We start from the raw sequence: 25,265 nt of genomic DNA on the forward strand, positions 1-25,265 counted from the left end.
GGCCACCGGGAATCAGCTTGCCGTGCCGACCGGGTCGTCGACAGGGCCAAAGGTCCCTCGGAGGTCAGAACTCGCAGGTCTACTTCGAATGAGCGGGTGCATTTCGGGCCCGACCGGCGTACCTTAGCGATATATCGCGTTGTGACTCGATTTGGTCACGACAAGGAGGCAGCAATGATGACACTGGCCTGGATCATGGGCGCCTTCGCTCTCATCGTCCTCACGTCGATCGTCACGGTCGTGCTGATCGTGCGGGCGCTGTATAAACGCATCCGGAGAAGCAGGACGCTCAACGGCGCGGTGCTCCGGGCGCGCGCCACCCTGAGCTGGGGCACGCAGCACGAGGTGCTGCAGCTGCGCATCCGCCTGAACGAGACCCTCGACAGTGGACAGGCCGCGCTCGACCTGGCGGCCCGCAGCGACGGACCGCGCGGCGAGCTCCCGCGCCTGTACCGGCGCATCCGCGCGGAGGCCGCGACGCTCGACGCCGAACTGCGGTTCCTGGAGAGCGAGACGGACCCGGCGGCGCTCGCACAATGGCTCCCCGTGCTGCGTCGTCGTGTCGACCAGGTGGTCGGGCTGGTGCGCCGGCTCCGCTCCGCTGTCGCCGCCGGCCTCAGCGGTCTCAGCGACGAATCCCTCGCCGTGCTCCGGGCAGATGTCGACCGCGAGGTCGACGCACTCCACGCCGGAATGCAGGAACTCCACACACTCAACTCGAACGACCTGTTGTTCGAACCACACCGGCAGCCGTACCCGGCTCGCCTCGACTCGAGGAACCCATCATGAGCGACAACACTGCGCGTATGCGCACCATCTTCCGGACCAAGACCTCTCGGGCGCTCGACCGGATGGAGGATCCGCGCGACATGCTCGACGACAGCTACGACCAGCAGGTGCGGATGCTGCAGCAGCTGCGCCAGGGCCTGGCCGAAGTGGCGACGGCGAAGAAGCGCATCGAACTGCAGGGACAGGAGATGGGCGCGCGATACCTGCGGCTCGCCGAACAGGCGCAGCAGGCTCTGGACCAGGGCCAGGAGGATCTGGCCCGCATGGCACTGCAGCGCCGTTCAGTGCTCGAACGACAGGTCGCGGCCCTGCGCGAGCAGTACGCGGCGCTCGAGAAGCAACAGGCGAACCTGCAGGAGAACGAGCGCCGCATCACCGAGCGGATCGCCGCGTTCCGCATCGAGAAGGAGACGATCAAGGCCACCTACACGGCGTCCCAGGCGCAGGTGCGGGTGAACGAGGCCGTCGCGGGGCTGGGCTCGCAGCTGAACGACGCCGGTGCAACGCTCGACCGCGCCAAGGACAAGGTCGCGCAGATGCAGGCGCGCGCCGCAGCGACGGACGATCTGCTTCGCAGCGGCGCCCTCCGCGATCTCACCGCTGCGCCCGACGAGGACCTCGACTGGCAGCTGGCCTCCGGTGCGTCACGCGCGGACATCGAGCGTCAACTGAAGGCGATGAAGGACAGCGCCGCGGCGTCCGGCGCGACCCCCAAGGGCCCCGACGCCTGGCTCTCGATCGGCTCCTGAGCGCGCCCCGCGCCGCTCGCTTCGCGCCCCGCGCCCCGCGCCCCGACCTTCGCCGAGCACAGGGTTTTTCCCGTTATGAGTCGCACATAACGGGAAGAACCCTGTGCTCGCGGGCTGAGCGGTGGGGGCTCAGGCGCCCGTGGGCGGCGTGGGCGGCGTGGGCGCGGCGGGGGCTGCGGGAGCAGCCGGGGCCGCGGGTGAGGCGCCGACGCGGTATGAGGCGAAGAAGGTCGCGCCGTAGAGGGCGGCGGCGGCGAGGAAGCCGACCGACATCAGGTAGGACGCCCACTCGCTCTGCGTGCTCACCGTGAGGACGCCCGCCAGGAACGTCACGATGATGACGATGAGACCCCAGAGCGCCGCACGCTCCCCGAGCGCCGCCTTCCTGGCTGCGAGCAGCGCCCGCACGCTGATCACGACGAGACCGATCGCGATCAGGATGTGCAGGATGATGATGATCGTGTCGACGACGATCGCGAACGTGCCTTCGGGCTCGCCGATGAGGTTGGCGGCCATCCCGAGTAGAAACATCACGGCCAGTGCGGAGAGCGCCTCGCGCGAACGGCGGCGCAGACTCTCTGCTGCGCCCGGCGCTGCGGTTGCGGATGCAGATGCGGATGCGGACATGCAGGCTCCTCTGGTTTCGTCCGGTTAGAGCGTTCGTCGCCATTCTGCACCCTCGGTGCGCGAAAGCGTCCGTTTCGGACGAGCGTGCCCGCATACGAGGCACACCGGACCGGAAGTGGCACCCTCGGGCTCAGCGGATGGGCGCCCTCAGCGGATGGGCGCCCTCAATGGGATTCGCGGCTCACCTTCGAACCGCTCGCCCCACGCAGGAAGTCGAGGTCGGCACCCTGGTCGGCCTGCAGCACGTGGTCGATGTAGAGGCGTTCCCAGCCGCGGCGCGGATTTGCGTACCCGTTCACCGTCGCGTCGTTCGGCACACGCGCGGCCAGTTCCGCATCCGGAACATCGATGTCGAGACGACGATTGCGCACGTCGAGCACGATCCAGTCGCCGGTCTGCACGACCTGGAGCGGCCCGCCCGCGGCGGACTCCGGCGTCACGTGCAGGATGACCGTCCCGTAGGCCGTCCCGCTCATCCGGCCGTCGCAGATGCGCACCATGTCGCGCACGCCCTTCTCCAGCAGCTTCTTCGGCAGCGGCATGTTCGAGACCTCGGGCATGCCCGGGTAGCCTTTCGGTCCGCAGCCGCGCAGGATCAGCACCGAATCCTCGTCGACGTCGAGTTCGGGGTCGTCGATGCGTGCGCGGAAGTCTTCGATGCTGTCGAACACCATCGCACGTCCGCGGTGCTTGAGGAGGTGAGCGGATGCGGCGGCCGGCTTGATGATCGCGCCACCGGGCGCGAGACTGCCGCGCAACACGGTGATCCCGGCAGCCGGCAGAAGGGGATTCGCCCTCGAGGCGATGACGTCCGGGTCCCAGATCCGCGCCTCGTCGAGGTAGTCGACCAGCGGCCGGCCGGTGATGGTGAGCGCTGTCGGGTCGAGCAGGTCGCGCACTTCGCGCAGCACGGCGAGGAAGCCGCCCGCCCGCTGCAGGTCGTCCATGAGGTAGTGGCCGGCGGGCTGCAGGTTGACGAGCAGGGGCACGTCTGCGCCGATCCGGTCGAAGTCGTCGATCGTCAGCTCGATGCCGAGCCGTCCCGCGATCGCCAGCAGGTGCACGACGGCGTTGGTGGAGCCGCCGATCGCGGCGAGCGCCACGATCGCGTTGTGGAAGCTCGCGGCCGTCAGGAGGGTGCTCGGGCGCCGGTCGGCCGCGACGAGCTCGACGGCCAGCCGCCCCGTCTCATGCGCCGCTTCGAGGAGCCGGCTGTCGGGTGCCGGCGTTCCGGCGAGCCCGGGGATGACCGTGCCGAGCGCCTCCGCGACCAGCGCCATGGTCGAGGCGGTCCCCATCGTGTTGCAGTGTCCGCGGCTGCGGATCATCGACGACTCCGACCTCAGGAACTGGTCTTCGCTGAGCGTTCCCGCGCGCACCTCTTCGCTGAGTCGCCAGACATCCGTTCCACAGCCGAGCGCTTCGCCGCGAAACGTCCCGGTCAGCATCGGACCGCCCGGCACGACGACGGCCGGCAGGTCGACGGATGCGGCCGCCATCAGGAGCGACGGGATCGTCTTGTCGCATCCGCCGAGGAGGACGACGCCGTCGATCGGGTTGGCCCGCAGCATCTCCTCCGTCGCCATGGCGGCCATGTTGCGCCACAGCATCGCCGTCGGCCGCACCTGGGTCTCGCCGAGGGACACCACCGGCAGTTCCAGTGGGATGCCGCCGGCCTCGTAGATCCCGTTCTTCACCGACTGGGCGACCTCGGTGAGGTGGGCGTTGCATGGTGTCAGGTCGGAGGCGGTGTTCGCGATCGCGATCTGCGGCCGCCCCTCGAAGGCGCTGGCCGGCGCCCCTCGGCGCATCCACGCGCGATGGATGTACGCGTTGCGCGCATCCCCGGAATACCATTCGGAGCTTCGGAGGTCAGACGCCATTGTGTTCCAGCTTTCGCCGATCGTGGTCCCTATGATGTCAGGATGGCGAACTCGGGCGCGCAATGAAAGCCTTCGTCGTCCGCGGCCCCGGTGATGCCGGCGTCGAGGACGTTCCGGAGCCGGCGCCGGCAGCAGGCGAAGTGCTGATCCAGGTGCGCCGCGCGGGCGTCTGCGGCACCGACGTCGAGTTCTTCACCGGCCACATGCAGTACCTGCACGACGGCCACGCGTCGTACCCCATCAGGCTGGGTCACGAGTGGATGGGCGTGGTCACTGCAGTCGGCGACGGCGTCGACCCGGTCTGGGTCGGCCGCCGCGTCACCGGCGACACCATGCTCGGATGCGGCCGCTGCTATCGCTGCCTCGACGGCCGCCATCATGTCTGCGAGTTCCGCACTGAGCTGGGTATCCGCAACGGACGCCCTGGCGCGCTCGCGGAACGGCTGGCCTACCCGGCCGCGTACCTGCATCCACTGCCCGACAGCGTCGATGACGCGGCCGGTGCGCTCGTCGAGCCTGCCGGCAACGCGCTCCGTTCCGTGCGGGCGGCCGGCCTTCGCCCCGGCGACCGTGCGCTCGTCCTCGGAGCGGGGACCATCGGGCTGCTCGCTGCGATGTTCGCGAGGGCCGCCGGCGCCGAAGTGCACGTGATGGGCCGCAGCGGCCGATCCCTCGGGTTCGCGCGATCTCTGGGTTTCGAGGACGCCTGGACCGACGAGACGCTTCCGGAGCTTCCGTGGGATGCGGTCATCGACGCGTCGAACGCACCACATCTGCCGGCGCTCGCACTCGACCTCGTCGAGCCTGGCCGCCGGGTCGTCTATGTCGGACTGGCCGGCAGCCCGAGCGCCATCGACACGCGGACGCTGGTTCTCAAAGACGTCACGGCCGTCGGGATCCTGGGCGGCAGTCAGGGCCTCGACGGTGCGATCGAAGCTTTCGCGAACGGGTCCGTGGACCCCCGCCCGCTCGTCGCGGCCGTGCTTCCGCTGGACGAGCTCGCCCCGGTGCTCGACGGCGTGCGACCTGAGGGGGCAGGACCCGGGCCGAAAGTGCACGTCGCCCTTCCCGGCGACTGACTCACTGCTTTTCGAGGGTGCCGATCTTGGCGCCGCCGTTCTTGTAGACCGTCAGTGTGTTGCCGTCGACCGTGGCCGTGTGGGCCAGGTTGAGCCACGGGTTGACCCCTTCGCAGTGGACCTGGGTCGATGCGAACGGGCCGAACGTGAAGGTGCCGCCGGAGATGGTGCCCTTGCCGCTGAGGGCGTTGCAGCCGTCGGTGCCGGAAAACGTTCCGTCATCTTTGATGGTGAGGTTGGGCTGGCCGGCGGCACTCGATCCCCAGGTGCCGGTGAACGACGATCCAGAAGATGAGCATCCGGCGAGAGCGGCGACCACCACGAGGGCGGCGACGACGAAGACGGTTCGAGCGAGCCTGACGGACTTCATGGCTCGAACCTAGCGGTCACCGCCTCCGAGCGAAATGTTTGCATTTCGCTGGAGCTCGAAGCGAGATCAGGCTCGCGCTCGGCGCGCGCGTGCAGCGAACGCGTCGAGTGCATCCAGGATCTCCGTGGCCTGCCAGAGCCGGTTGCGAGCATCGCCGGACGTCCGGGTGAGGATACCCGTCTCTTCCAGCCTCGTGATCGACCCGGCCGCCGCGATCTCGCTCACGGCGAGCGCAGCAGCGACCGTCTTCACGTTCACCACGGGTTGGCCGATGAGGTACTCCTTCAGCTTGTGAACCGATGAATCGGAGCGGGCGACGACAACCCCGTTCCACCGTTCCGAGGCGGACCGGATGTCGGCGACCAGTCGCCGTCCGTTGTTGATCGCAGCGAACGCCGCCTCGGCGACCGCCATGACGATGGCATCCGGGTTGCCCGCGCGGTAGGCGTCGAGTGACCGGAAATACCCATCGAGATCGTGAAGGAGACCGGCTGAAACGGGAACCGTCGCATTCCGAGTCACGCCTCCGCTTCGAAGCATGGCCTGGAGGAGGGCGCGCCCCGTGCGCCCGTTGCCGTCGGGAAAGGGGTGGATCGTCTCGAATTGCGCGTGGGTGATAGCCGCCAGCGCGAGCACGGGCACGTCGGCGCGCTCGGCGAATCCCACGAGGTCCGTCATCAGCTCCTGAACACGATCGTGGTGGGGCGGGACGAACGTCGCAGAGTGCGGGGACACACTGCCACCCCCGATCCACACCTGCTCGTCGCGCCAGCGTCCGATGATGTGCGGTGCCGAGTCGGACAGCAGCGCCTCGTGCATTTCGATGATCGCCGACTCGTCGATCCGGTCGGAGAGAATGAGCGCGGCTTTCATGGCCCGGACGTTCGCCAGCACGAGCCGCGCGTTTCCCGACCGGGATTCGCCGATCTCGGCGAGGGCGACCTGCTTCGCACTCGAAGTGAGATTCTCGACCTCTGAGCTCGACGCACTCTCCGTTCGGAGAAGGATGGATGCGAACGGTGCGGTCACAAGCCCCGCCTCACCATCGAACCGGGTCAGTTCACGGCTGGCGTCGTCGGCCGCAGCCAGAGCATCCGGTGACAGGATGACGGGCACGCGTGCGATCATCGGCGGAACGGCCGCCCGGTAGTCTCCGCGCGCAGCCCTCAGTGCGCGCCGGGACGCTACCACGTCACCACCCGACGTCCACGGGCGGGATTCGAAACCGATCGTCGGCCAGCTCACCTGAACACGCTCATCCTTTGCCACGGTCCGAGCTTACCAAAGGATAGGGCCATAGCCTTTGGTAAGGAGGGTTCTTACCAAAGGCTAGACACTTAGCCTTTGGCTAAGACCCCCGGGACTCACGCCTTCGTGGCTGTGCTGCGCAGCCAGACGAACTGGCCGGGCGCGAGGTCGAGGCCGTCGGCGAAGTCGAACTGGGCGCCGGTGACGAGGTCGAAGCATCCGGATTCGATCCCCGACAGCGTGAGCGCATCCACCTGCTCGCGACCGTCACCGAAGTTCGCGAGCACGATGATGGTGGCCGTCTCGCCCGGCCGCTGGTATCCGAGCACCCGGTCGTTGTGGGTGGTGAAGCCGACCAGCCGCGAACCCGCGAACTCCGGCGTCGCGGAGCGGATCTCGACGAGGCGGCTCAGACTCTGGTACAGCGCTCCCGCATTCGTGGCGAAAGACCGTCGCTGCTCATACAGCTCGGCCGGATACCGCGGCCGGCCGACCCAGCGGCTGTCATCGCGATGAGCGGGATCGTCGACATACGTGTAGTCGTTGAGCTGCCCGACCTCGTCGCCGAGGTAGAACTGCGGAAGACCCCCGGTGCTCAGGATGATCGAATGGGCCAGGAGGATGCGCCGCACGGCGAGCGGGTCCGCGGCCTCCAGCCCGGCCAGCGACGCCGTCGTGCCGGAGACCCGCGCATCGCCCGTCTTCGGATTCTCCTGAAACGGCACGCCACGGGCGAAACTCCCGGGAAACCGGCCGACGTAGAACTGGTTCAGGAACCGGCGGTGATCGAACCCGTCGATTCCCAGTTCGGCGGCGTCCTCGTCCGCGAACGTCCAGCCGATGTCGTCGTGGCTGCGCACATAGTTGATCCACGCGGTGCCCGGCGGTGTGGCGTGGCGCCGCTCGAGCGCCTGGGAGAGCATCCGCACATCCCGGGTTGCGAGGGTGTTCCAGATCAGGGCCATCTGCAGAGGGTTGTAGCTGAGCTGGCATTCGCCGGGGCTCATGTACTCGACGACCTGGTCGGGGTGCACGATCGCCTCCGACAGGAACAGCACCGAGGGCGCGGCGATGCGGCACACCGCGTTGAACGCCTGCAGCAGCAGGTGCGCCTCCGGCAGGTTCTCGCTCGACGTGCCGAGCTGCTTCCAGATGAACGCGACCGCGTCCATACGCAGGACGCTCACCCCCTGGTTCGCGAGGAAGAGCAGCTCGTTCGCCATGGCGCGGAACACGGCGGGGTTCGAATAGTTGAGGTCCCACTGGAACGAATGGAACGTCGTCCACACCCAGCGACCATCGTCGAGACGCACGAACGAGCCGGGATGGTCGTCGGGAAAGATCTCCCTCGTCGTCTGCTCGAACGCATCCGGCATCGTCCGGTCGGGGAAGATCCAGTAGTACTCCTCGAATTCGGGAACCCCGGCCCGCGCTCTCCGCGCCCACCCGTGCTCGTCGGAGGTGTGGTTGAACACGAAGTCGACAGCAAGCGCGATCCCGTTCGACCGCAACTCATCGGCCACCTGCCGCAGGTCCGACATCGTCCCGACCTCGGGCGACACCTGTCGGTAGCTCGAGACAGCATAGCCGCCGTCCGAGTTGTCGTCGGGCGCGAGAAACAGGGGCATCAGGTGCAGGTAGGTCAGCCCGAGTTCACGGAAGTACGGGATGCGGTCCCGCAGGCCCTGCAGCGTTCCGGCGTACCGGTCGACGTAGCAGACGCCACCGAGCATCCGGTTCGATTCGAACCATGCGGGGTCCGCGAGATGCTGGCGGTCCAGCTCCTTCAGCTCCGGCGAACGCGACTGCCAGGAGGCGTCGAGGTCGGCGAGGAGGCCGGCGAGTTGCGCATCCAGCCGGTCGTCACGGCCGTAGATCTCCCGCAGCAGCCGCTCGAGTCGCGCCACCTCGACGTCCCGTCGGTCTCGCGACGTCCGTTCCGCATCATCGGGGCCCGCTGCTGAGCTCATGTCACGCTCCCGGGGTCGAGCCTACGCTCCGGTGCGTCCGAAGAACTAGCTGGCCCGTGAGTGTCCGACGCGGGATGGGCTGTGGCGGGCGTCCGCAATCAAGGCCGTCTAGAAACGTGGCTTCACGCCCACGTAGACCACGCAGGGAGCGGGCAGGAACGGAACGCCCGTATCGAGCTCGAAGCTCTCGAGCCGCACGTCGTGGAATCCCGCCGCCCGCGCCGCGCTCACGGGGTCGCGGTTCCAGTGGCAGTTGCCGTCCCATCGGGCCGCGAGCGGCGTCGCCAGGTTCTGAACGAGCAGCCGCGCCGAACCCTCGGCCGCACGCACATGTTCGACGCAGGCCAGTGTTCCACCGGGTTTGAGCACGCGGAACACCTCGGCGAACGAGGCGTCGACGTCGGTCACTGAGCAGAACACCAGGGTCGCGATCACTGCGTCGAACGAGGCGTCAGAGAACGGCAGCGCCTCACACCGCGCGTCGAGCACCGCGTCCACGAAGGCGCGGCCTCGCGCTGCGACCTCCAATTCGCGCCGGGACCGGTCGTCGGGCTCGATCCCGGTCCACGACACCTCCCCCGCGAACGCGCCGAGGTTCTCCCCCTCGCCCGCACCGACTTCGAGAACCCGGCCCCGGATGCCCGCGAACACCCCGAAGGCGCGCCGCCGCAGTTCGTCGCGCGTCACACCGGTCATCCTGGCTCCCCGCTTCCCTTCGCATCGCATCGCATCGCATTCACATCGATTGTTCACCCTTACCCACTGTCTTTCGCGGCCGACGAGTGCTTGCATCGTGAACGTGACACCGTCGAGCGACTGAGGGGTGCGGGATGGCAGCGACGAAAAGGGTGATCGTCTTCCTCCAGGAGAACAAGACCCCCGACTTCTACTTTCCGACGATGGCCGCGTGGGGTGCCGCGGTCGCCAACAACGGAAAGCTGCTGCCGGCACCGCCGAACTTCGACCAGCCGCACGACCGGAGCGCCTGGGTCCACTACGCGATGGGCGACTACCCGGGCGAGGTCGCGCAACTCGACAACGACAAGCTCATCCCGTTCTACAGCTGGCTCGCCAAACAATTCGTCTTCGCCGACCACCAGTTCGGGCCCGGGTCCAATTCGACGCCGGGGCACATGCTCGCCGTGGGCGGTCAGATGCCGACGCTGAAGAACCCGCCCTTCGTGGGGCCCCACCCGGTGTGGAACCTGCCGTCGATCTTCTCGGTCGCCGAAGCGGCCGGCGTCTCGTGGGGGGCGTTCCCCGACCAGAGCGGCTACCCCGTCAAGTTCTACAAGACCCTGTCGGAGGCCCCGGGCAACGCAAACGTCCACCCCCCGACCCAGTTCATCCCCATGGCGGTCGGGGGAACGCTGCCGCAGGTCTGCTACGTCTGGTCGCCTACGGGCTACGACGAGCATCCGCCGGCCGTCAGCGCACCCGACTACATCACCAAAGGACACGACCTCGTCTGGCAGCGCGTGCAGGCGGTCATCGACGGGGGCGGCTGGGACGAGACGACCTTCATCCTCACGTGGGACGACTGGGGCGGGTACGCGGACTCGGTGCCGACCCCGTCGATCGAGACGGTTCCGGATGCGCTCCACCCCGACGGGTTCCAGATCATCGGCGGCTCGCGCATCCCGCTCATCATGTTCGGTGGCGCCGTCGAACAGGCCATCGATCCGGAATGGCATTCGCACGCCTCCATCCCGAAGACGATCATCGACCTGCTCGGGCTCGGGCCGATGGGCGTCGAGCGCGTCGACGGCGGGCCATCCCTCGCCCACCATGTGAAGGCGTCGCTGAGCCGCCCGGTTCCGCCGGCGCCCGGTACGGTCATCCAGCAGCCGGCACCGCCGACCCCGACGCCGAAACCGGTGGAGCCTCAGCCGTGGCCGGGCACCCTCAACACGCCACTGCCGCCACTCGTGGCCCTCGACGGGAGCACGATTCCGGCCCCGACCGACGGCAAGGTCAACCCGAAGCCACCGAAACCGCCGCCCGCGCCCTGAGCCACCCGGCTCGAACGCGAGGCTGGATCACCACTTGAGCGTGGCGCCCTGCGCGTTTCCGAAATCGATGTGCAGGTGATTGCAGGTGTCGTCGAACGACACGAAGTTGGTGAGGCTCAGCGACGAGCGGCACTCCGACTGGCCGACGTTCGTCAGCGGCGGCACGACCGGGTCGAGCGCCTGGATCAGTTTCACGGAATTGGCGTCGCCGCCGGACAGCGACTGCCCGTTGAGCAGGAAGAAGTCGACGGCGTGCCCGCCGCCGTTGGCGTAGTGCGAGGATGCGCTGCCGGCGCCCTCGATCTGGCCCGTGCAGCGGCGGTTGATGTCGCTGACGCCGACGGTGTTGAAGACGCTGAGCGCCACGTCGATGGTCTGCAGCACGCGATAGTCGATGCCGCAGTTCGGCACGACGCGCCCCTGGGCGAGGTACTCGATCTCGGGGATATGGTCGGGCACCGAACCGGTCAGGCGACCCTGTGCGACCGCACCCATCAGCTTCTGCGCGAGCGCCTGCACGGTGGGTGAGACCGTCACACCGGTCGTCGAGTCGAGCAGCAGCGGATTCTCCATGACGCTGAACTGGTCGCGTGTCGCCACCGGAGCGGCCGTGCCGCGACCGGTCATGGTCTGGACGCCAGCCGTTGCGGAGCCCTGCGCCGACACCGCGGGGGGTGCGGCGTAAGCGGGAAGCGCGGCGGTGCCGAGCAGCCCGCTTGCGGCCAGGACGACACCGATCTTGGCCCAGGTGCGCCGAACGCGCGAGCGCTGCGACAGCTGCTCGCGGCGGGCACGGTGGGCGCTCGGATTCTTCGTCGCGGCGAGCGGCGGGCGACGCACGGGGCGTGCGCGGCGCACCACGGCTTCGGCGGCCTCTGCACTCACGGTGGGGGCGTCAGGATGCTCGACAGCGACGACGGTCGCGATGGGGTCGGCGGACTCGGGGAGGCCGGCGGGCTGGGCGGGCCGGACGAGCTGGGCGGGCGCGACGGGCTGGGCGAGCTGCGCGGGCGCGACGGGCTGGGCGAGCTGCGCGGGCGCGACGGGCTGGGCGGGCCCGACGGGCTGGGCAGGCTGCGCGGGCGCGACGAGCTGGGCAGGCGCGACGGGCTGGGCAGGCTGGACGAGCTGGGCGGGCGCGACGGGCTGGGCAGGCTGGAACCGAAGCGGCTCGGCGGATGCGATCCGCTCGGCGGATGCGATCGGCTCGGCGGGCGCGATGGGACCAGGGAATTCGGGCGTCTGAATCTCGCCGGTGGTCGCGCGCTCGAACTCGCGCCGGGCGCGGCGCGAGGCGAAGACAGGTTCGGTGGACGGGTTCGACTCGGCAGGTGGGAGGGGTGCCGTCGGTTGCGGGTTCCCCCCAAACGTGCTCGAGCGTGTCACACAGAACCTTTCGCAATGACGCGAAACGGCCTGTTCACGTCTAACTGAGCATCTGTCGAAAACCAATCAGTCTTCGGGATACCCATCCGATGTTATGGGTTCGTTACGCAGAAGTCACATCGAAACGGCGATCCGGACACATATCTCCGGAAACTCGCAGCGGCATTGCAGCCTTCTGTGAGTTGTCAGTGAAACGTCTCCCAATCGGTATGAGTCGCCCCTCTCTTGCGGACGAGTCGTCGCTAACTCCCCGAATCCGCGCGGAATTCGGGGAGTTAGTGACGACTCGGCGGACGGGGATCAGCGGGCGAAGGGGACGTCGCCGGCGGCGAGCGCGGCGCCGGCCGGGGTGAGGGCGAGCACACCGGTCGCGCCCTGGCCGAGAGCCCACGGCACGCCGTCGGGGCCGAGCGCGAAGACCGCCGTGGCCAGCACATCGGCGGTGGTCAGGTCGTCGGAGAGCACGGTCACGCTGGCCAGCCCGGTGGCGGCCAGGCCGGTGCGGCCGTCCAGGATGTGCGACCCGCGCTCGTACGCACCCGAGGTGGCAACGCCGCAGTCGGTGACGGAGAGCACGGCCCACATCTGTGCAGGGTCTGCCGGCGAGCGGATGCCGACGTTCCACGCCGCGCCCTCGCCCGGCGATCCGCCGACGACCACGTCGCCCCCGGCATTCAGGCAGAAATCCGTCACGCCCCGTGACCGGAGAACGCCGGCGGCCCGTGCTGCAGCCCACCCTTTCACGACCCCGTCGGTGTCGAGGGCACCGTCAGGTCTGCGGACGGTGAACGCCCCGCCGGAGGCGATACGGAACCGCTCACCGATCTCGATCACCTCGCGGAGGTCGCCGCTGTAGGCGCTCTCGTGGATCAGCCCCCGGTTCACCCGCGAGAGTTCGCTGTCGTCGCGGTAGCTGCTGAAGCGCCCGTCAGCCTCGGTCATGACGGCGAACGCCGCAGCCGCCGCATCGGCCCAGCCCCGAGCATCCGCCGCCTCATCCGCCGCTCCCGATCCCGCCGCGTCGCCATCCCTGATGTCGATCGACATCGGGATGCCCATCACGGTCTGGACGAACCTCACGACTTGTCGATCGCCGACTGCACCGACTGCGCGTAGCCGTCCGACGTGTAGGTCGCACCCGAGACCGTGTCGATCTTCGCGGACTGCGACGAGAGGACTTCCTGTTCCAGGATCGGGCCGGCCTGGGCGTTGATCTCGACGCTGCGCCCGCGGTCGTTCGGCGCCTGGAGCTCGGTGACCGCCGTGATGCGCGTGCCGGTGTAGGTCAACTCCACCTGGATAGGCCCGTACGGCGTCTGCTCGACGGCCCCGTCGACCTTCTTCGCCGCGGCGACGGGGGCGGCAGACGGGGATGGCGTGGCCGCGGGCGCGGCGGATGCGGCCGGTGCGGATGCGCTCGGTGTCGCGCTCGCACTCGGGCTCGCACTGGGCGGCAGCGACACCGCATGCGACGAGGCCGTCGGCTGCCCGGCCCCGTACAGCCGCAGTCCGACGGTGAGTCCCATGACCGTGAGGATCACCACGAACAGGATCGTGCCCCTCCACTTGTTGCGCCTCATGACATGCTCAGTTCTTCTCGGTGGATGAATCGCTTCGGCACCTGCAGTTCCCGCAGCGACGCTTCGACGGTCAGCATCATTCCCTCAGGCCCGCAGACGAAGACCTCCCAGTTGTGCAGGTCCCGGATGATCGTCCCGAGCGCGCCGGGCGAGAGCGGGTCGTATCCCAGCTCGCTCCGCCGCCCGACAACAGGGATCACGGTGAGACCGGGAAGCGCCCGGAGCTCGTCAAGCAGTGCGAGGGTCCCGGCCGAGTGGGCGCGGTAGATCAGCACCGGCGTCAGCCCGCGCGCGGTCAGCTCTTCGGCGAGCGCGCGGATCGGGCCGATCCCGGCGCCGCCGGCGATGAGCAGGATGCGTTCACGGCTCGCCCGGTCGGCCGTGAAGTGGCCGAACGGTCCTTCGACGAAGACGAGTGTGCCCGGTTCGAGTTCGCGGACCAGCGCCGAATGGTTCCCGAGAGCCCCGACCGTGATCCGCAGCCGCCCGTCGTACGGCACCCGCGACACCGAATACGGATGCGCGGTGAGCAGGTGGCCCCACGAGAGGAACCGGAAGAGCAGGAAGTTCCCGGCACGCACGCCGAGTTCGTCGAGGTGCGGGCCCGTGAACCACACGCTGGTGGTGCCGGCGTTCTCGCGCACGACCGATTCGACGCGCATCCGGTGCCGCCAGGCGTTCGCCGTGGGCAGGATGAACCGCCAGGTGAGCACGGCGGATGCGGTTCCCAGGTACAGGAGGAGCCAGACGGCGCGGTTGATGGGGCTTGCGACGAAATGGGTCCCGGCACTCAGCTGGTGGAGGAAGGTGAGGAAGATCGCGACATAAGTGGTGAGGTGCAGCCAGTACCAGACCTCATAGGAGAGGCGCGCCCGCAGCAGGCGTGCGCTGCTGAGCCCGACGGCGATGAACGCGATGGTGCCGAGCAGCGCGACCAGCATGTCGGGGTAGTTCTGCAGGATCGAGATCAGTTCGGACCACGGCATCGAACGGTCGAGCAGCTCACCGCCGACGATCATCGCCACGACATGGGTGACGACGAGGAGCACCACGGTCGTGCCGAGCGTGCGGTGCCACAGCACGAGCTTGTCGAGACCGACGGCTCGCTCGAACCAGGGAATCCGCGCGATGAGCAGCACCTGCGCACACACGAGGTAGGCAGCGATCATCCCGCTCAGTTCGCCGAAGGTCGTGACGAGGGCGGAAGGGGTCGCGGCTGCCGTGGACGGCACGCCGGCCCACCACATCCAGAGGACCACCACCCCGCCGGCCACCAGGACGATCCGCACGACGCGGGAGTGGCGCCGCTGCGCACGCGCGCTCGGTCCGCGAACGCTGATGCGACGCGGGGTCGCGATCGCGCTCACGTTCGGGCTCCCATTCGTCGCGGCCTCCTCGAAGTTCGTCCCACCGATCATCCCAGCCGGTTTCTAGCAGGATTCTGGATCGACCCCCGTGCTGGCTGCACGTTTCCTTAGGAATCCTTAAGGATGTGTCAGCCCGACCAGCTGGGAGTTCGCCTTCCAGAGACGGGCGGCGGCCGACCGATCGTCGGCGATCGGGTTCACCTTCGCCGGCTTGCGCCCCGAGAAATAGACGCCGGAGACTCCCTCGACGTCGGGTGACGACGCCAGGAAGATCGACGTCTCGGCCCCGCGCGCCGGCGATTTCATGAACGGCCGCAGGAGCGGGATCATCACCTTCCAGGCCGGCGACGAGTCCTCCGCAGCGAACGAGGTGCGGACGAGCCCCGGATGCAGCGTGTTCGCGGTCACGCCGGTCCCGTCGAGCCGGCGCGCCAGCTCGAACGTGAACAGGATGTCCGCGAGCTTCGACTGGTTGTATGCGCGCTGCCCGGAGTAGTCGCGCTCGCCCTGCAGGTCGTCGAAGTCGATTCGGCCCATCCGCTGTGCACCCGACGAGACGGTTACGATGCGCGACGGGGCGCTCGCCTTCAGCCGGTCCAGCAGCAGCTCGGTCAGCAGGAACGGGGCGAGCACGTTGACGGCATAGGTGTGCTCGAGCCCGTCGGCCGTCGAGTGGCGGGTGGCCCAGAAGCCGCCCACATTGTTGACCAGCACATCCAGCCGCGGATACGCGTCCAGGACGGCGGCGGCGAGCCGGCGCACCTCGGTCTGCGACGACATGTCGGCGGGGAACGCGTCCACGGAGGGGCTGCCGGATGCGTTTCCCGCCTCGCCTGCGATCGCGGCGGCCGCCGAGGCGGTGCGCCCCGCATCCCGTCCTGTTATGCCCACGCGGGCGCCCAACCTCGCCAGGCCGACGGCAGTCGCACGGCCGATGCCACCCGTCCCGCCAGTCACGAGCACCGTCTTGCCGGTCATGGGTTTGCCGGCCGTAGGCCCGGGCGTGTTCTCAGCCATCGCGATCTCCCCATCCGAATCTGCGGGGCGTGCTGCTCACGAGGGGCGGCCGTCTCTGCTCTGCTTCCTGAGTTCAGGGTACGCCGAGTGTTGCCGTGCGGGTCCGCGGAGAACCACGCTGCCGGAGAATGGAGCGATGACGACCGAAGTGGCACATGAGCGGCGACTCCGCGCGACGGGTATCGGGCTGGAGGCGATCACGCTCGCCTGGAACGTGGTCGGGGTCGTGGTCATCCTCGTGCTCGTGCTCCGGAGCGCATCCGTCGCCCTTGCCGGTTTCGGGCTCGACAGCCTGATCGAGATCGGCGCGAGCACCGTCGTGATCTGGGAGCTCACCGGCACTGACGAGGCGCGCCAGCACAGAGCGCTCCGCCTGATCGGCTGGGCATTCGTCGCCCTCGCGGCCTACCTGCTCGTGCAGTCGATCGTCGCACTGGCGGTCGGACACCGCCCGGTCCCCGGCGCCGGAGGGATCTGGTGGACCGGCGCGACCGCGCTCGTGATGTTCGCCCTCGCCACCGGAAAGTGGCGAGTCGGCCGCGCGCTGCAGAATCCAGTGCTGCTCACCGAGGGCCGGGTGACCTTGATCGACGGCATCCTTGCGACGGCCGTGCTCGTCGGCCTCGTCCTCGACTTCGCATTCGGATGGTGGTGGGCCGACCCGCTGGCCGGCCTCGTCATCGTCTTCTACGCCGTCCGCGAGGCCGTGCACATCTTCCGCGACTGAGCGCGACGCGAGTGAGACAGTTCCGGGCGAGTGTGCTCGGCGCCGGTCGCGTTCGACCGTAAGTGTCACGCTCGGCGGGTGTGCTCAGAGCCCGAGCCGGCTACTCCTCGTGCTTGAGCGCGATGCCGATCGCGAAGAACGTCGGCGCCCAGTGCCCGATGAAGATCCCCCATCGGTCGGCCTGCGCACGTTCGTCGTGCTTGCCGCGTGAGACCAGCCACGCGAGTATCGAGAGGATGATCGACGCGAAGCCGGCCGCGTAGGCCTGCTCGCTGCGGAATCCCAGCTCGTGCAGAGTCGAAATCGGGTTGAACCCGGCTGCCTTCTCAATCGTTGTCTTCGCCATGACTTCACTGTCCCACCGCATGCGCCGGAACGTAAGTGAATTCTGCGTTATGTCCGGCCGAACCAAGAACGTCGGCCCGACGCTCAACGGTCAGGCGGAACATGCTCCGCGGCGCATATGTCCCGCCAACTGGGGTGATCCCGGGCCGGTGCCTACCTGCGGTCACCCTGGGAATCCTGCTGAACAGTTGGCTGAGCATCCGGAATCCGGCCAGCCGCCGTGCCATGATCGGACATGTGACCGGGCGACTGATGCTCCTCGATACTGCGGCCCTCTACTTTCGGGGCTTCTACGGCGTGCCCGACACCGTGCGCGCACCTGACGGAACCCCGGTGAACGCGGTCCGCGGGCTGCTCGACATCATCGCGCGACTCGTCACCGACTACAGGCCCGACCACCTCGTCGCCTGCTGGGACGACGACTGGCGCCCGGCCTGGAGGGTCGACCTCATCCCGAGCTACAAGGCGCATCGTGTCGCGCATGCCGTGCCGGGCGGCGTGGATGTCGAAGAAGTGCCCGAACTGCTGGTCAACCAGGTGCCGATCATCCGGCAGGTTCTCGACGCACTCGGGATCGCGATCGTCGGCGCCGCCGGGTACGAAGCGGATGACGTCATCGGCAGCCTGGCGACACAGGCGACCGTTCCCGTCGACATCGTCACCAGCGACCGCGACCTGCTGCAGCTCGTCGACGACGCGACCGACGTGCGCGTCATCTCCACGGCCAAAGGGATGAGCAACCTCGAGGTCGTCACCGATTCCGTGGTCGAGACGAAGTACGGCATCACGCCGCGGCAGTACGCGGACTTCGCCGTGATGCGCGGCGACCCATCAGACGGACTGCCCGGGGTGGCCGGGGTCGGGGAGAAGACCGCAGCCGGCCTGCTCCGCGAATTCGGCGACCTCGACGGGATCGTCGACGCCGCGAATGATGCCGGCACGCCCCTCTCGCCGGCGGTGCGCACCCGGCTTCTCGCGGCGGCCGACTACCTCGCGGTCGCGCCCCGTGTGGTCGAGGTCGCCCGCGACCTGGCGTTCGGAGCGTTCGATCCGCGCATCCGCCCGCTCGACGACAGCCGGCTGGCCGCCGCCCGCGTACTCTCCGAGCGCTGGGCACTGGGCGGCTCGCTCGAGCGCGCCCTTCGCGCCCTCGAGCTTGCTGCTTCCCCTTCCTGACGCCCCGGTCCGACTCCACCCTCCCTCCGGCGGGCGTCTGCTTGTCAAAAATGACTAGTGAGGCGCGCGGACACCCACCTTCTTTGCCGAATCGCGGCCGAAGGCAAGGCAGGCAGGCAGGCAGGGCAGGCAGGCAGGGCAGGCAGGCAGGCAGGGCAGGTCAGACCAGCCAGGGGATGAGGGCCTTGCGGGTGGGCGGGTAGTCGGGAAACGTCTCGTGGTACCAGCGGTGGTTCGACATCGCGCGCGGCGCAAGGTTCGCGAATGTGTAGAGGGCGAAGGCGAAGCCTGCCGGCGACCAGGTCGCGATCGCCCATCCCGTCCATTCGACGATCTCGCCGAGATAGTTGGGGCTGGAGACGAACCGGTAGCCGCCGCCGTACGGGATGCGGTACCCGGTCGCACCCCGGGCGCGGAGCCGGCGCAGGATGCGGTCCGACCCCACGTTGAGCGCGAAGCCGGCTGCGAAGACCACGACACCGACGAGGAACCGTGGATCGGCGAGCCAGGATGCCGGATACGAGCCGTATTCGGAGATCCAACGCGCGTTCACCCAGGTGTTGAGCACGTTGAAGGCGATCGCGAGCGCCATCACGGACACGGGCATCCGCCCGCCGGCCCGCATCAGCAACGGGTACACGAACGCGCGATAGACGTAGTGGACCTGCCAGAGTGCCAGAAAGACGAGCGGCACGAGTTGCGCGCGGTTCTCGCCGAACAGGTAGAACAGAAGGAACAGCAGGGAGGCGGGGCTCTCCATGATGATCCAGCCGACGCGAGCCGGCACGGTCGACCCCCACCCCGCCCGGCCGTGCCGCCCGTACGGTGCCACGACGAAGCAGAGTGCGATGAATGTGACGACGGCGAGCGCGATCTCGAGGTACACGAACCAGCGATACGGGCCTTCAGCGGGCATGCCCGCAGTCTATTGAGCGGATGCGCGAGGCCCCCGCCGGAAAGTAGATTGGATGCGCATCCGACGAGGAAAGGTCGCACCGTGACCGACGTGCAGGTGATCGCCCGCTACACGATCGCGCCAGGAAACGAGGAGGCCGTGCTCTCGCTCCTGCGTGAGCTGGCGGCTGCAGCGCGCACGGAACCCGGGAATCTCGGGTTCGAGGTGGCCGCGCTGGTCACCGATCCGCGCCAGGTGGTGCTGCTCGAGCGCTACGTCTCACGAGCGGCGTTCGAAGACCACCGGACGACGCCCCATTTCAAGCGGCTGGTGCTCGAGCAGATCGTTCCGCTCCTGGACTCCCGTGTGGTCGAACTGTTCGACGCGGGCGAGTAGGTGCCCTGGCCGCTCACATCGTGTCGAGGATGCCCACCAACTGGTCGAACGTCGTCATCGGGTTCACGATCGCGAAGCGCGTGTTCGGCCGCCCCTCGTGGGAGCTCGGCGTGACGAACGCCCGTTGCTCGTCGAGCAGACGAGCGGACCAGGCCGCGTAGTCTGCACGCGACCAGCCGTCGCGCTCGAAAACGACGACCGAGAGCTGAGGCTGCCGGACGAGACTGAAGCCGTCGCGGGAGTCGATCTCGTCGGCGATATCGCGCGCGAGTTGGATGGATGCACTGATCGCGTCGCGATACGCCGCCTCGCCGTACGTGGCGAGCGAGAACCACAGCGGGAGCCCCCGGGCACGCCGGGTGAGATGCGCTGCATAGTCCGACGGGCTCCACTCCGTGGTCTCGGTGAGCGTGTCGAGGTATTCGGCGTGCTGGGTGTGCGCGCGGCGACCCGTCTCGGGGTCCGCGTAGATGAGCGCGCACGCGTCGAACGGCGCGAACAGCCACTTGTGCGGGTCGACGATGACCGAATCGGCGCGTTCGACGCCGGCGAAATGGTGACGGGCCAGGGGCGAGAGCATCCCGGCGAGCCCGTAGGCGCCGTCGACGTGCAGCCAGAAATCGAAATCGTCCTTGAGCGCTGCGATCGACGCCAGGTCGTCGACGATCCCGAAGTTCGTCGACCCTGCCGTTGCGACGACGGCGAAGACGGCCGAGCCGTGTTCGTCCAGCGCCTCGCGCACGTTCGCACCGGCGAGCGCGCCGGTCGGGCCGGGCGCGACGGGAACGACTTCGACGTCCATCACGCGCGCCGCCGAGGCGATCGACGAATGCGCTTCGGCACTGCACACGACCTTCCACCGGTCGGGCCGGCCGAGGCCGTCTTCCTCCAGGCGCGAACGGGCATGCTCGCGGGCGGCGACGAGTGCCGACAGATTGCCGAGTGTGCCGCCCTGTACGAAAACACCCCCGGCGCCCGCCGGAAGCCCGAACTCGCCGGCCAGCCATGAGATGACCTCGTTCTCCGCGAAGACGGCGCCCGAGCCTTCGAGCCATGAACCGCCGTAGACGGCACTCGCCGAGACGACGAGGTCGAAAGCGGTGGCTGCCTTGGTGGGGGCCGTCGGGATGAACGACAGGTACTGCGGATGGTCGGTGGTGATGCAGGCCGGAGCGAGGACGTTCTCGAAGAGCTCCAGTGCACGCCTGGCGCCGATGCCCTCCTCGACGATCGTGTTGCCGGCCAGTCGCCGCAGCTCGTATTCCGAGCGCGGCTGGTCGAGCGGTGTGTCGCTGCTCAGGATGCGCCGCCGCGAATAGTCGAGCACCAGGTCGACGAGGCTTTCGGTCTCGCTGGAGACGGCATGCATGCGCTTCGGCCCGGGTGCCGCGGCCGTGGATTCGGTGCTGGCTTCGTCGTGTCGTCCCATGAGCATCCTTTCGCCCTGTTCCTCGCCCTGCCGCGAACGGGGCTACGACAGGCTCCCATATTCGACGATCGAGCGCATAATTCTGTCTTGAATCCTGCTTGCGGCGCAGGATACGAGCGCGATCGCACCCTGCTACGCAACAGAACTACGGCAGGATGTGACCCGCTGCCGTGAACAGCCGATACCATTCCTGACGGGTCAGCGGGAGCTCGGACCCGCCCACGGAGTCGCGCAGGTGCGAGACCTTCGTCGTGCCGAGAACCACCTGCATGTTCGCCGGGTGGCGCGTGATCCACGCCACCGCGATCGCCGCCGGGGCGACGTCATAGGCGTCGGCGAGTTCGTCGATCACCTCGTTGAGCTCCGGGTAAGCCTCCCGATCGCCGAGGAAGACGCCGTCGAAGAACGCCTTCTGGAACGGCGACCACGCCTGCAGCGTGATGTCGTTCAGCCGGCTGTAGTCGAGGATGCCGTTGTCGCGGTCGATCGACTGGTCGAGCCCGATCATGTTGCTGGCGATGCCCGAGGCGATGATCGGCGAGTGCGTGATGCTCAGCTGCACCTGGTTGATCGCCAGCGGCTGCCGCACCCAGCGCTTCAGGAGTTCGACCTGGCCCGGCGTCTGATTCGAGACGCCGAAATTGCGCACCTTGCCCGCACCATGCAGCGCATCGAACGCCTCGGCGACCTCTTCGGGCTCGACCAGCGTGTCCGGACGGTGCAGCAGGAGCACATCGAGGTAGTCGATGTTCAGGGCTTCGAGCGACTCGTCGACGGTGCGCAGGATGTGCTCCTTCGAGAAGTCGAAGTACCCGTCGCGGATGCCCACCTTCGACTGGATGATGACCGCCTCGCGCTCCGCGGGACTGAACGTCACCGCTTCACCGAACCGGCGCTCGCACTGGTGGCGCTCGGAGCCGTAGATGTCGGCATGGTCGAAGTAGTTGATTCCGGAGTCGCGTGCGGCGCCGACGAGTTCGCGGATCTCCTCGTCGCTGAGCTCTGAGATCCGCATCAGGCCGAGGATGATGTTCGATGCGTTCAGGTCGGTCTGCGGCAGCGTGAGTGTCTTCATCTGTCAATCATCGCGGATTTCGCGTCACGTGACCTTTCCTCTGTGGACAAGGTTTATCGTCGAAGGAGAAGGTGATCCGGTTGAGGATCTCCGACAAGAAAGAGGAACACTGATGTCCGCCATTCCTTCCGTCTCGACCGAGACCTTCGATGCCGAAGTACTCGGGTCGGAGGACACCACCCTTGTGGAATTCTGGGCGGAATGGTGCGGGCCGTGCCGCGCCGTCACACCCGTTCTGGAGCAGCTGGCCAAGGAGGAGCATCCGGGCTTCCGCATCGTGAAGATCAACTCCGACGACAACCCCGAGGTGGCGGCGCGCTACCGCGTCCTCTCGATTCCGACCATGAAGGTCTTCAAGGGCGGTGAGGTCGTGAAGACCCTCGTCGGCGCGAAGCCCTCGGCCGCGATCAAGGCCGAGCTCGCTCCGTACCTCGGATAGGCGCATCCGTCAAGGCCTAACCTTCCCCAGCCGCCAGGCGTACATTCGGGCCGTCGGTTGCGGCCGAACCGGCGCAACCCTGCGCCGGCGACTGGAAGGAGGCTCATCATGAGCCTGGGAACCGGAATTGTACTTTTCGTGATCGGTGCCATCCTCGCGTTCGCGTTGAAGGTGCAGGTCGGCTGGATCAACATCGAACTCGTCGGCTACATCCTGATGGCAGCAGGCGTGATCATGGTCATCCTCGGAATCATCTTCCTTGCGCGTCGTCGCAGCTCGGTCACGACCGCCCGTGCGGGCGTCGACCCGGTGACGGGCGACCGCGTCGAGCGCCAGGTGACCAGCACCGACGACCCGGTGGTCTGAGCCCTCAGACCCTCTCGAGCAGCTGGTCGAGCGGCCTCGGCACCCTCTGCAGGTCGAGGCCCTCGACCAGCACACGCGAGTACTGGGCCTTGCGCCCGCTCCGCACACCCATGAAACGTCGCAGCTGTTGCTGCCGCGTGCGTTCGCGCTGGAACGGCTGCCGCTGGAACGTCCGCAATGACGCGAGGTCGCCCTGTTCGGCGATCACCGCTTCGACGCGGTCGGCGCCCAGCGAGCGGATGAGTTCATCTTCCAGGTCGGCGACGCAGACGTAGAAGCCGAGGGACTCCATCCGCGCGCGATCGACATGGCCCGCTGCGCCGGCGCTCTCGAGTGCGTGCTCGAAGAACCGCTCCTCACCTTCGTCGCACAGCCCCGCGAGCCGAAGGCCCAGCCCCTGCGGGCCGAACTCCCTCAGGAAGCGCGCGAAGCTCATCGCGCCGCCCATCGGCACGATCGCGACGCCTTCGCGTGCGAGTTGGCGACCGCGCCGGGACGCGAGCGTTTCGACGGCGACCTGGTCGCTCACACCTTCGACGAGGACGACCGTGCTGATGCTCCCCGCGGCTTCCACGGAACGAGCCAGCTGAACCGCATCCGTCATGTCGTCAGCGTACTCCGGCGCGCGCATCCGGATGTCTGCTTTTCTTGACATGATGTCAAAAGACGCTTACTCTCAGAGATGTCAACATTCTTTTACATTGGAGCGGACATGTCATCGGAAGAGAGAAGCGCCTGGGTGATGGTGGTGGTCGCCACAGCGGTCTACGCGATCTACGTCTCCGTGGTGCTCGGCAACGCATCCGGCGCGCCGCTGACCAGCGTCGACTACGTGCCGACGATGCTCTGGGCGATCGGAGGCTCGATCGTCGCCTCCATCGTGCTGACCATCCTGTGGTCGTTCTTCACCCCGCGCGAGATCGGCAAGAAGGACACCCGAGACCGTGAGATCGGTCGCTACGGCGAATACGCCGGGCGCTGGGTCCTGATCGCCGGGGCCGCCGTCGCTCTCATCCTCGCGATGGTGAAAGCCGACTACTTCTGGATCGCCAACATCCTCTACCTGGGCTTCGTGCTGTCCGCGATCCTCGGCTCGATCGTCAAGATCGTCGCCTACCGGCGGGGACTGCCGTCATGAAGCCGACCCGGGTCACCAACGCCATCCGCGCGCTGCGATTCCGGCACGGCGAGATGACGCAGGCCGAACTCGCCGAACGCATCGGCGTCACCCGCCAGACGGTGATCGCCATCGAACAGGGACGGTACTCCCCGTCGCTCGAACTGGCCTTCCAGATCGCCCGCACGTTCGGAGTGCCCCTCGACGAGGTATTCCAGTATCCACAAGACGAAGGAACGAAGCCATGAAAGCGATCGTGCAGAGTCGCTACGGCTCGGAAGACGAGCTGCGCTACGACGACATCGAGACCCCCGGGATCGGTGACGGGGAGGTACTCGTTCGGGTGCACGCGGCAGGGGTCGACCCGAGCGTGTGGCACATCATGGAAGGCAAGCCCTACCTGGTGCGCTTGATGGGCTACGGGATGCGCGCGCCCAAGACGAAGACCAGGGGGTCCGACCTCGCCGGCGTTGTCGAAGCGGTCGGCGCCCGGGTCACCCGCTACAGGCCGGGCGACGAGGTCTTCGGAATGGCTTCCGGCTCGTTCGCCGAGTATGCCGTCGCGCGTCAGGACCGCCTCGCGCCGAAGCCGGCGCGGCTCACATTCGTCGAGGCCGCCGCACTCCCGACCTCCGGTGTCACGGCGTTGCAGGCGCTCCGCGACCGAGGGCGGCTGGAGCCCGGCCAGCGCGTGCTCGTCATCGGGGCGGGCGGGGTCGGCTCACTCGCGATCCAGCTCGCCGCCGATCTCGGGGCGCGTGTGACCGCCGTGTGCAGCACCGCGAAGACTGCACTCGTCCGCGAACTCGGCGCGGAAGAGGTCATCGACTACACGCGCGAAGAGGTCGACCGGCACGGGGTGATGTTCGACCTGATCGTCGACACCGCGGGCAACCGGCCCCTGAGCATCCTGCGCCGTGCACTCGCACCGAAGGGAACCCTCGTGCTCGTCGGCGGAGAGAACGGAACCGGCCCGGCCGGAATGGGCCGGCAACTCACCTCGCTCGTCGCGTCGCCGTTCACCGCACAGTCGCTGAAGGGGATGCTCGCCCGGCCCGATGCCGACGACCTGGCGTTTCTCGGCGAGCGCGCCGAAGCAGGCGCGCTGACCCCCCACATCGAGGAGACGTTCCCGCTCGAGCGCGCGGCCGACGCCGTGCGCCGCCTCGCCGAAGGGCACGTCGGCGGCAAGCTCGTCGTCACGGTTCCGTGAGCGGGCGCCC

The 25,265-nt window shown here is 68.1% G+C and carries 28 protein-coding genes; 12 read left to right on the forward strand and 16 right to left on the reverse strand.

Annotated elements, in window-relative coordinates:
• Positions 1–174 precede the first annotated feature (174 nt).
• Positions 175–789, forward strand: a complete 615-nt coding sequence (locus G3T36_RS04380; RefSeq protein ID WP_163288219.1) for a hypothetical protein — start codon at positions 175–177, stop codon at positions 787–789.
• Positions 786–1,538, forward strand: coding sequence for a PspA/IM30 family protein (locus G3T36_RS04385; RefSeq protein ID WP_163288221.1), 753 nt, complete (start codon positions 786–788; stop codon positions 1,536–1,538). Before G3T36_RS04380 ends, G3T36_RS04385 begins: the two co-directional genes overlap by 4 nt.
• 129 nt (positions 1,539–1,667) lie before the next feature.
• Here G3T36_RS04385 and G3T36_RS04390 read toward each other — a convergent pair whose 3' ends face one another.
• A complete protein-coding gene (locus G3T36_RS04390; protein ID WP_240148246.1) occupies positions 1,668–2,165 on the reverse strand; it encodes a hypothetical protein in 498 nt (165 codons plus the stop codon).
• A gap of 164 nt (positions 2,166–2,329) precedes the next feature.
• Entirely contained in the window at positions 2,330–4,048 is a 1,719-nt protein-coding gene (locus G3T36_RS04395) for an IlvD/Edd family dehydratase (RefSeq protein ID WP_163288223.1), read from the reverse strand.
• A gap of 62 nt (positions 4,049–4,110) precedes the next feature.
• On the opposite strand from G3T36_RS04395, the gene G3T36_RS04400 reads away from it, so the two are divergent.
• Complete coding sequence (locus tag G3T36_RS04400) at positions 4,111–5,127, forward strand: zinc-dependent alcohol dehydrogenase (RefSeq protein WP_163288225.1); 1,017 nt, start codon at positions 4,111–4,113, stop codon at positions 5,125–5,127.
• Between the two features lies 1 nt (position 5,128).
• Here the strand turns inward: G3T36_RS04400 and G3T36_RS04405 are convergent, their stop codons facing one another.
• From G3T36_RS04405 to G3T36_RS04420, 4 genes are all read right to left on the reverse strand, one after another.
• Complete coding sequence (locus G3T36_RS04405) at positions 5,129–5,497, reverse strand: META domain-containing protein (protein WP_163288227.1); 369 nt, start codon at positions 5,495–5,497, stop codon at positions 5,129–5,131.
• A gap of 66 nt (positions 5,498–5,563) precedes the next feature.
• Positions 5,564–6,766: a Fic family protein gene (locus tag G3T36_RS04410; protein WP_163288229.1), complete on the reverse strand. Its 1,203-nt coding sequence runs from the start codon at positions 6,764–6,766 to the stop codon at positions 5,564–5,566.
• Positions 6,767–6,861: 95 nt separating this feature from the next.
• Positions 6,862–8,715: an alpha-amylase family protein gene (locus tag G3T36_RS04415; RefSeq protein WP_163288230.1), complete on the reverse strand. Its 1,854-nt coding sequence runs from the start codon at positions 8,713–8,715 to the stop codon at positions 6,862–6,864.
• 108 nt (positions 8,716–8,823) lie between these two features.
• Positions 8,824–9,411: a class I SAM-dependent methyltransferase gene (locus G3T36_RS04420; RefSeq protein ID WP_163288232.1), complete on the reverse strand. Its 588-nt coding sequence runs from the start codon at positions 9,409–9,411 to the stop codon at positions 8,824–8,826.
• A gap of 134 nt (positions 9,412–9,545) precedes the next feature.
• Here G3T36_RS04420 and G3T36_RS04425 point away from each other — a divergent pair, with 134 nt between their 5' ends.
• A complete protein-coding gene (locus G3T36_RS04425) occupies positions 9,546–10,727 on the forward strand; it encodes an alkaline phosphatase family protein (RefSeq protein WP_163288234.1) in 1,182 nt (393 codons plus the stop codon).
• A 27-nt stretch (positions 10,728–10,754) separates the two neighbouring features.
• Here the strand turns inward: G3T36_RS04425 and G3T36_RS04430 are convergent, their stop codons facing one another.
• The 5 genes from G3T36_RS04430 to G3T36_RS04450 all read right to left on the reverse strand — a co-directional run bounded on the left by G3T36_RS04430 (position 10,755) and on the right by G3T36_RS04450 (position 16,077).
• Positions 10,755–12,113: a hypothetical protein gene (locus tag G3T36_RS04430; RefSeq protein WP_205245004.1), complete on the reverse strand. Its 1,359-nt coding sequence runs from the start codon at positions 12,111–12,113 to the stop codon at positions 10,755–10,757.
• Positions 12,114–12,413: 300 nt separating this feature from the next.
• Positions 12,414–13,193 carry an FAD:protein FMN transferase gene (locus G3T36_RS04435; RefSeq protein ID WP_338031463.1) on the reverse strand — a complete coding sequence of 260 codons (780 nt, stop codon included), beginning with the start codon at positions 13,191–13,193 and terminating at the stop codon, positions 12,414–12,416.
• Positions 13,190–13,693 (reverse strand): FMN-binding protein, encoded by a 504-nt coding sequence (locus G3T36_RS04440; protein ID WP_163288236.1) that lies wholly within the window; start codon positions 13,691–13,693, stop codon positions 13,190–13,192. The genes G3T36_RS04435 and G3T36_RS04440 overlap by 4 nt, the downstream gene beginning before the upstream one ends.
• The gene (locus tag G3T36_RS04445) at positions 13,690–15,111 is read right to left on the reverse strand and encodes a ferredoxin reductase family protein (RefSeq protein ID WP_163288238.1); all 1,422 of its coding nucleotides are present in this window, start codon (positions 15,109–15,111) and stop codon (positions 13,690–13,692) included. The genes G3T36_RS04440 and G3T36_RS04445 overlap by 4 nt, the downstream gene beginning before the upstream one ends.
• 66 nt (positions 15,112–15,177) lie before the next feature.
• Positions 15,178–16,077, reverse strand: a complete 900-nt coding sequence (locus tag G3T36_RS04450; RefSeq protein WP_240148247.1) for an SDR family oxidoreductase — start codon at positions 16,075–16,077, stop codon at positions 15,178–15,180.
• Positions 16,078–16,213: 136 nt separating this feature from the next.
• Between G3T36_RS04450 and G3T36_RS04455 the strand changes: the two genes are divergently transcribed.
• Entirely contained in the window at positions 16,214–16,804 is a 591-nt protein-coding gene (locus G3T36_RS04455) for a cation efflux transmembrane domain-containing protein (RefSeq protein WP_163288240.1), read from the forward strand.
• Positions 16,805–16,904: 100 nt separating this feature from the next.
• Here the strand turns inward: G3T36_RS04455 and G3T36_RS04460 are convergent, their stop codons facing one another.
• A complete protein-coding gene (locus G3T36_RS04460; RefSeq protein ID WP_163288242.1) occupies positions 16,905–17,150 on the reverse strand; it encodes a hypothetical protein in 246 nt (81 codons plus the stop codon).
• 251 nt (positions 17,151–17,401) lie between these two features.
• On the opposite strand from G3T36_RS04460, the gene G3T36_RS04465 reads away from it, so the two are divergent.
• On the forward strand, positions 17,402–18,325 hold the full coding sequence (locus tag G3T36_RS04465; RefSeq protein WP_163289070.1) for a 5'-3' exonuclease: 924 nt from the start codon (positions 17,402–17,404) through the stop codon (positions 18,323–18,325).
• 160 nt (positions 18,326–18,485) lie between these two features.
• Here G3T36_RS04465 and G3T36_RS04470 read toward each other — a convergent pair whose 3' ends face one another.
• On the reverse strand, positions 18,486–19,241 hold the full coding sequence (locus tag G3T36_RS04470; protein WP_163288244.1) for a phosphatidylethanolamine N-methyltransferase family domain-containing protein: 756 nt from the start codon (positions 19,239–19,241) through the stop codon (positions 18,486–18,488).
• 81 nt (positions 19,242–19,322) lie between these two features.
• Here G3T36_RS04470 and G3T36_RS04475 point away from each other — a divergent pair, with 81 nt between their 5' ends.
• Complete coding sequence (locus tag G3T36_RS04475) at positions 19,323–19,616, forward strand: antibiotic biosynthesis monooxygenase (RefSeq protein ID WP_205245005.1); 294 nt, start codon at positions 19,323–19,325, stop codon at positions 19,614–19,616.
• 13 nt (positions 19,617–19,629) lie between these two features.
• Here the strand turns inward: G3T36_RS04475 and G3T36_RS04480 are convergent, their stop codons facing one another.
• Positions 19,630–21,045 (reverse strand): pyridoxal phosphate-dependent decarboxylase family protein, encoded by a 1,416-nt coding sequence (locus G3T36_RS04480; protein ID WP_163288246.1) that lies wholly within the window; start codon positions 21,043–21,045, stop codon positions 19,630–19,632.
• Between the two features lie 145 nt (positions 21,046–21,190).
• Positions 21,191–22,120, reverse strand: coding sequence for an aldo/keto reductase (locus G3T36_RS04485; protein WP_163288248.1), 930 nt, complete (start codon positions 22,118–22,120; stop codon positions 21,191–21,193).
• Positions 22,121–22,232: 112 nt separating this feature from the next.
• Here G3T36_RS04485 and trxA point away from each other — a divergent pair, with 112 nt between their 5' ends.
• Both trxA and G3T36_RS04495 read left to right on the forward strand, forming a co-directional pair.
• Positions 22,233–22,559: a thioredoxin gene (gene trxA / locus G3T36_RS04490; protein ID WP_163288250.1), complete on the forward strand. Its 327-nt coding sequence runs from the start codon at positions 22,233–22,235 to the stop codon at positions 22,557–22,559.
• A gap of 108 nt (positions 22,560–22,667) precedes the next feature.
• Positions 22,668–22,925, forward strand: a complete 258-nt coding sequence (locus G3T36_RS04495) for a DUF6458 family protein (RefSeq protein ID WP_163288252.1) — start codon at positions 22,668–22,670, stop codon at positions 22,923–22,925.
• A gap of 4 nt (positions 22,926–22,929) precedes the next feature.
• Here the strand turns inward: G3T36_RS04495 and G3T36_RS04500 are convergent, their stop codons facing one another.
• Positions 22,930–23,580, reverse strand: a complete 651-nt coding sequence (locus tag G3T36_RS04500; protein ID WP_163288254.1) for a TOPRIM nucleotidyl transferase/hydrolase domain-containing protein — start codon at positions 23,578–23,580, stop codon at positions 22,930–22,932.
• Between the two features lie 57 nt (positions 23,581–23,637).
• On the opposite strand from G3T36_RS04500, the gene G3T36_RS04505 reads away from it, so the two are divergent.
• Genes G3T36_RS04505 through G3T36_RS04515 form a run of 3 tightly spaced genes read left to right on the forward strand, consistent with a single transcriptional unit; the run spans position 23,638 to position 25,255 of the window.
• The gene (locus G3T36_RS04505; protein ID WP_163288256.1) at positions 23,638–24,063 is read left to right on the forward strand and encodes a hypothetical protein; all 426 of its coding nucleotides are present in this window, start codon (positions 23,638–23,640) and stop codon (positions 24,061–24,063) included.
• Positions 24,060–24,290, forward strand: a complete 231-nt coding sequence (locus tag G3T36_RS04510; protein ID WP_163288258.1) for a helix-turn-helix transcriptional regulator — start codon at positions 24,060–24,062, stop codon at positions 24,288–24,290. Before G3T36_RS04505 ends, G3T36_RS04510 begins: the two co-directional genes overlap by 4 nt.
• Entirely contained in the window at positions 24,287–25,255 is a 969-nt protein-coding gene (locus G3T36_RS04515; protein ID WP_163288260.1) for an NAD(P)-dependent alcohol dehydrogenase, read from the forward strand. Before G3T36_RS04510 ends, G3T36_RS04515 begins: the two co-directional genes overlap by 4 nt.
• Positions 25,256–25,265 lie beyond the last annotated feature (10 nt).

Origin of the sequence: Leifsonia tongyongensis (assembly GCF_010686705.1) — a bacterium.
Taxonomy (GTDB): Bacteria; Actinomycetota; Actinomycetes; order Actinomycetales; family Microbacteriaceae; genus Diaminobutyricibacter; species Diaminobutyricibacter tongyongensis.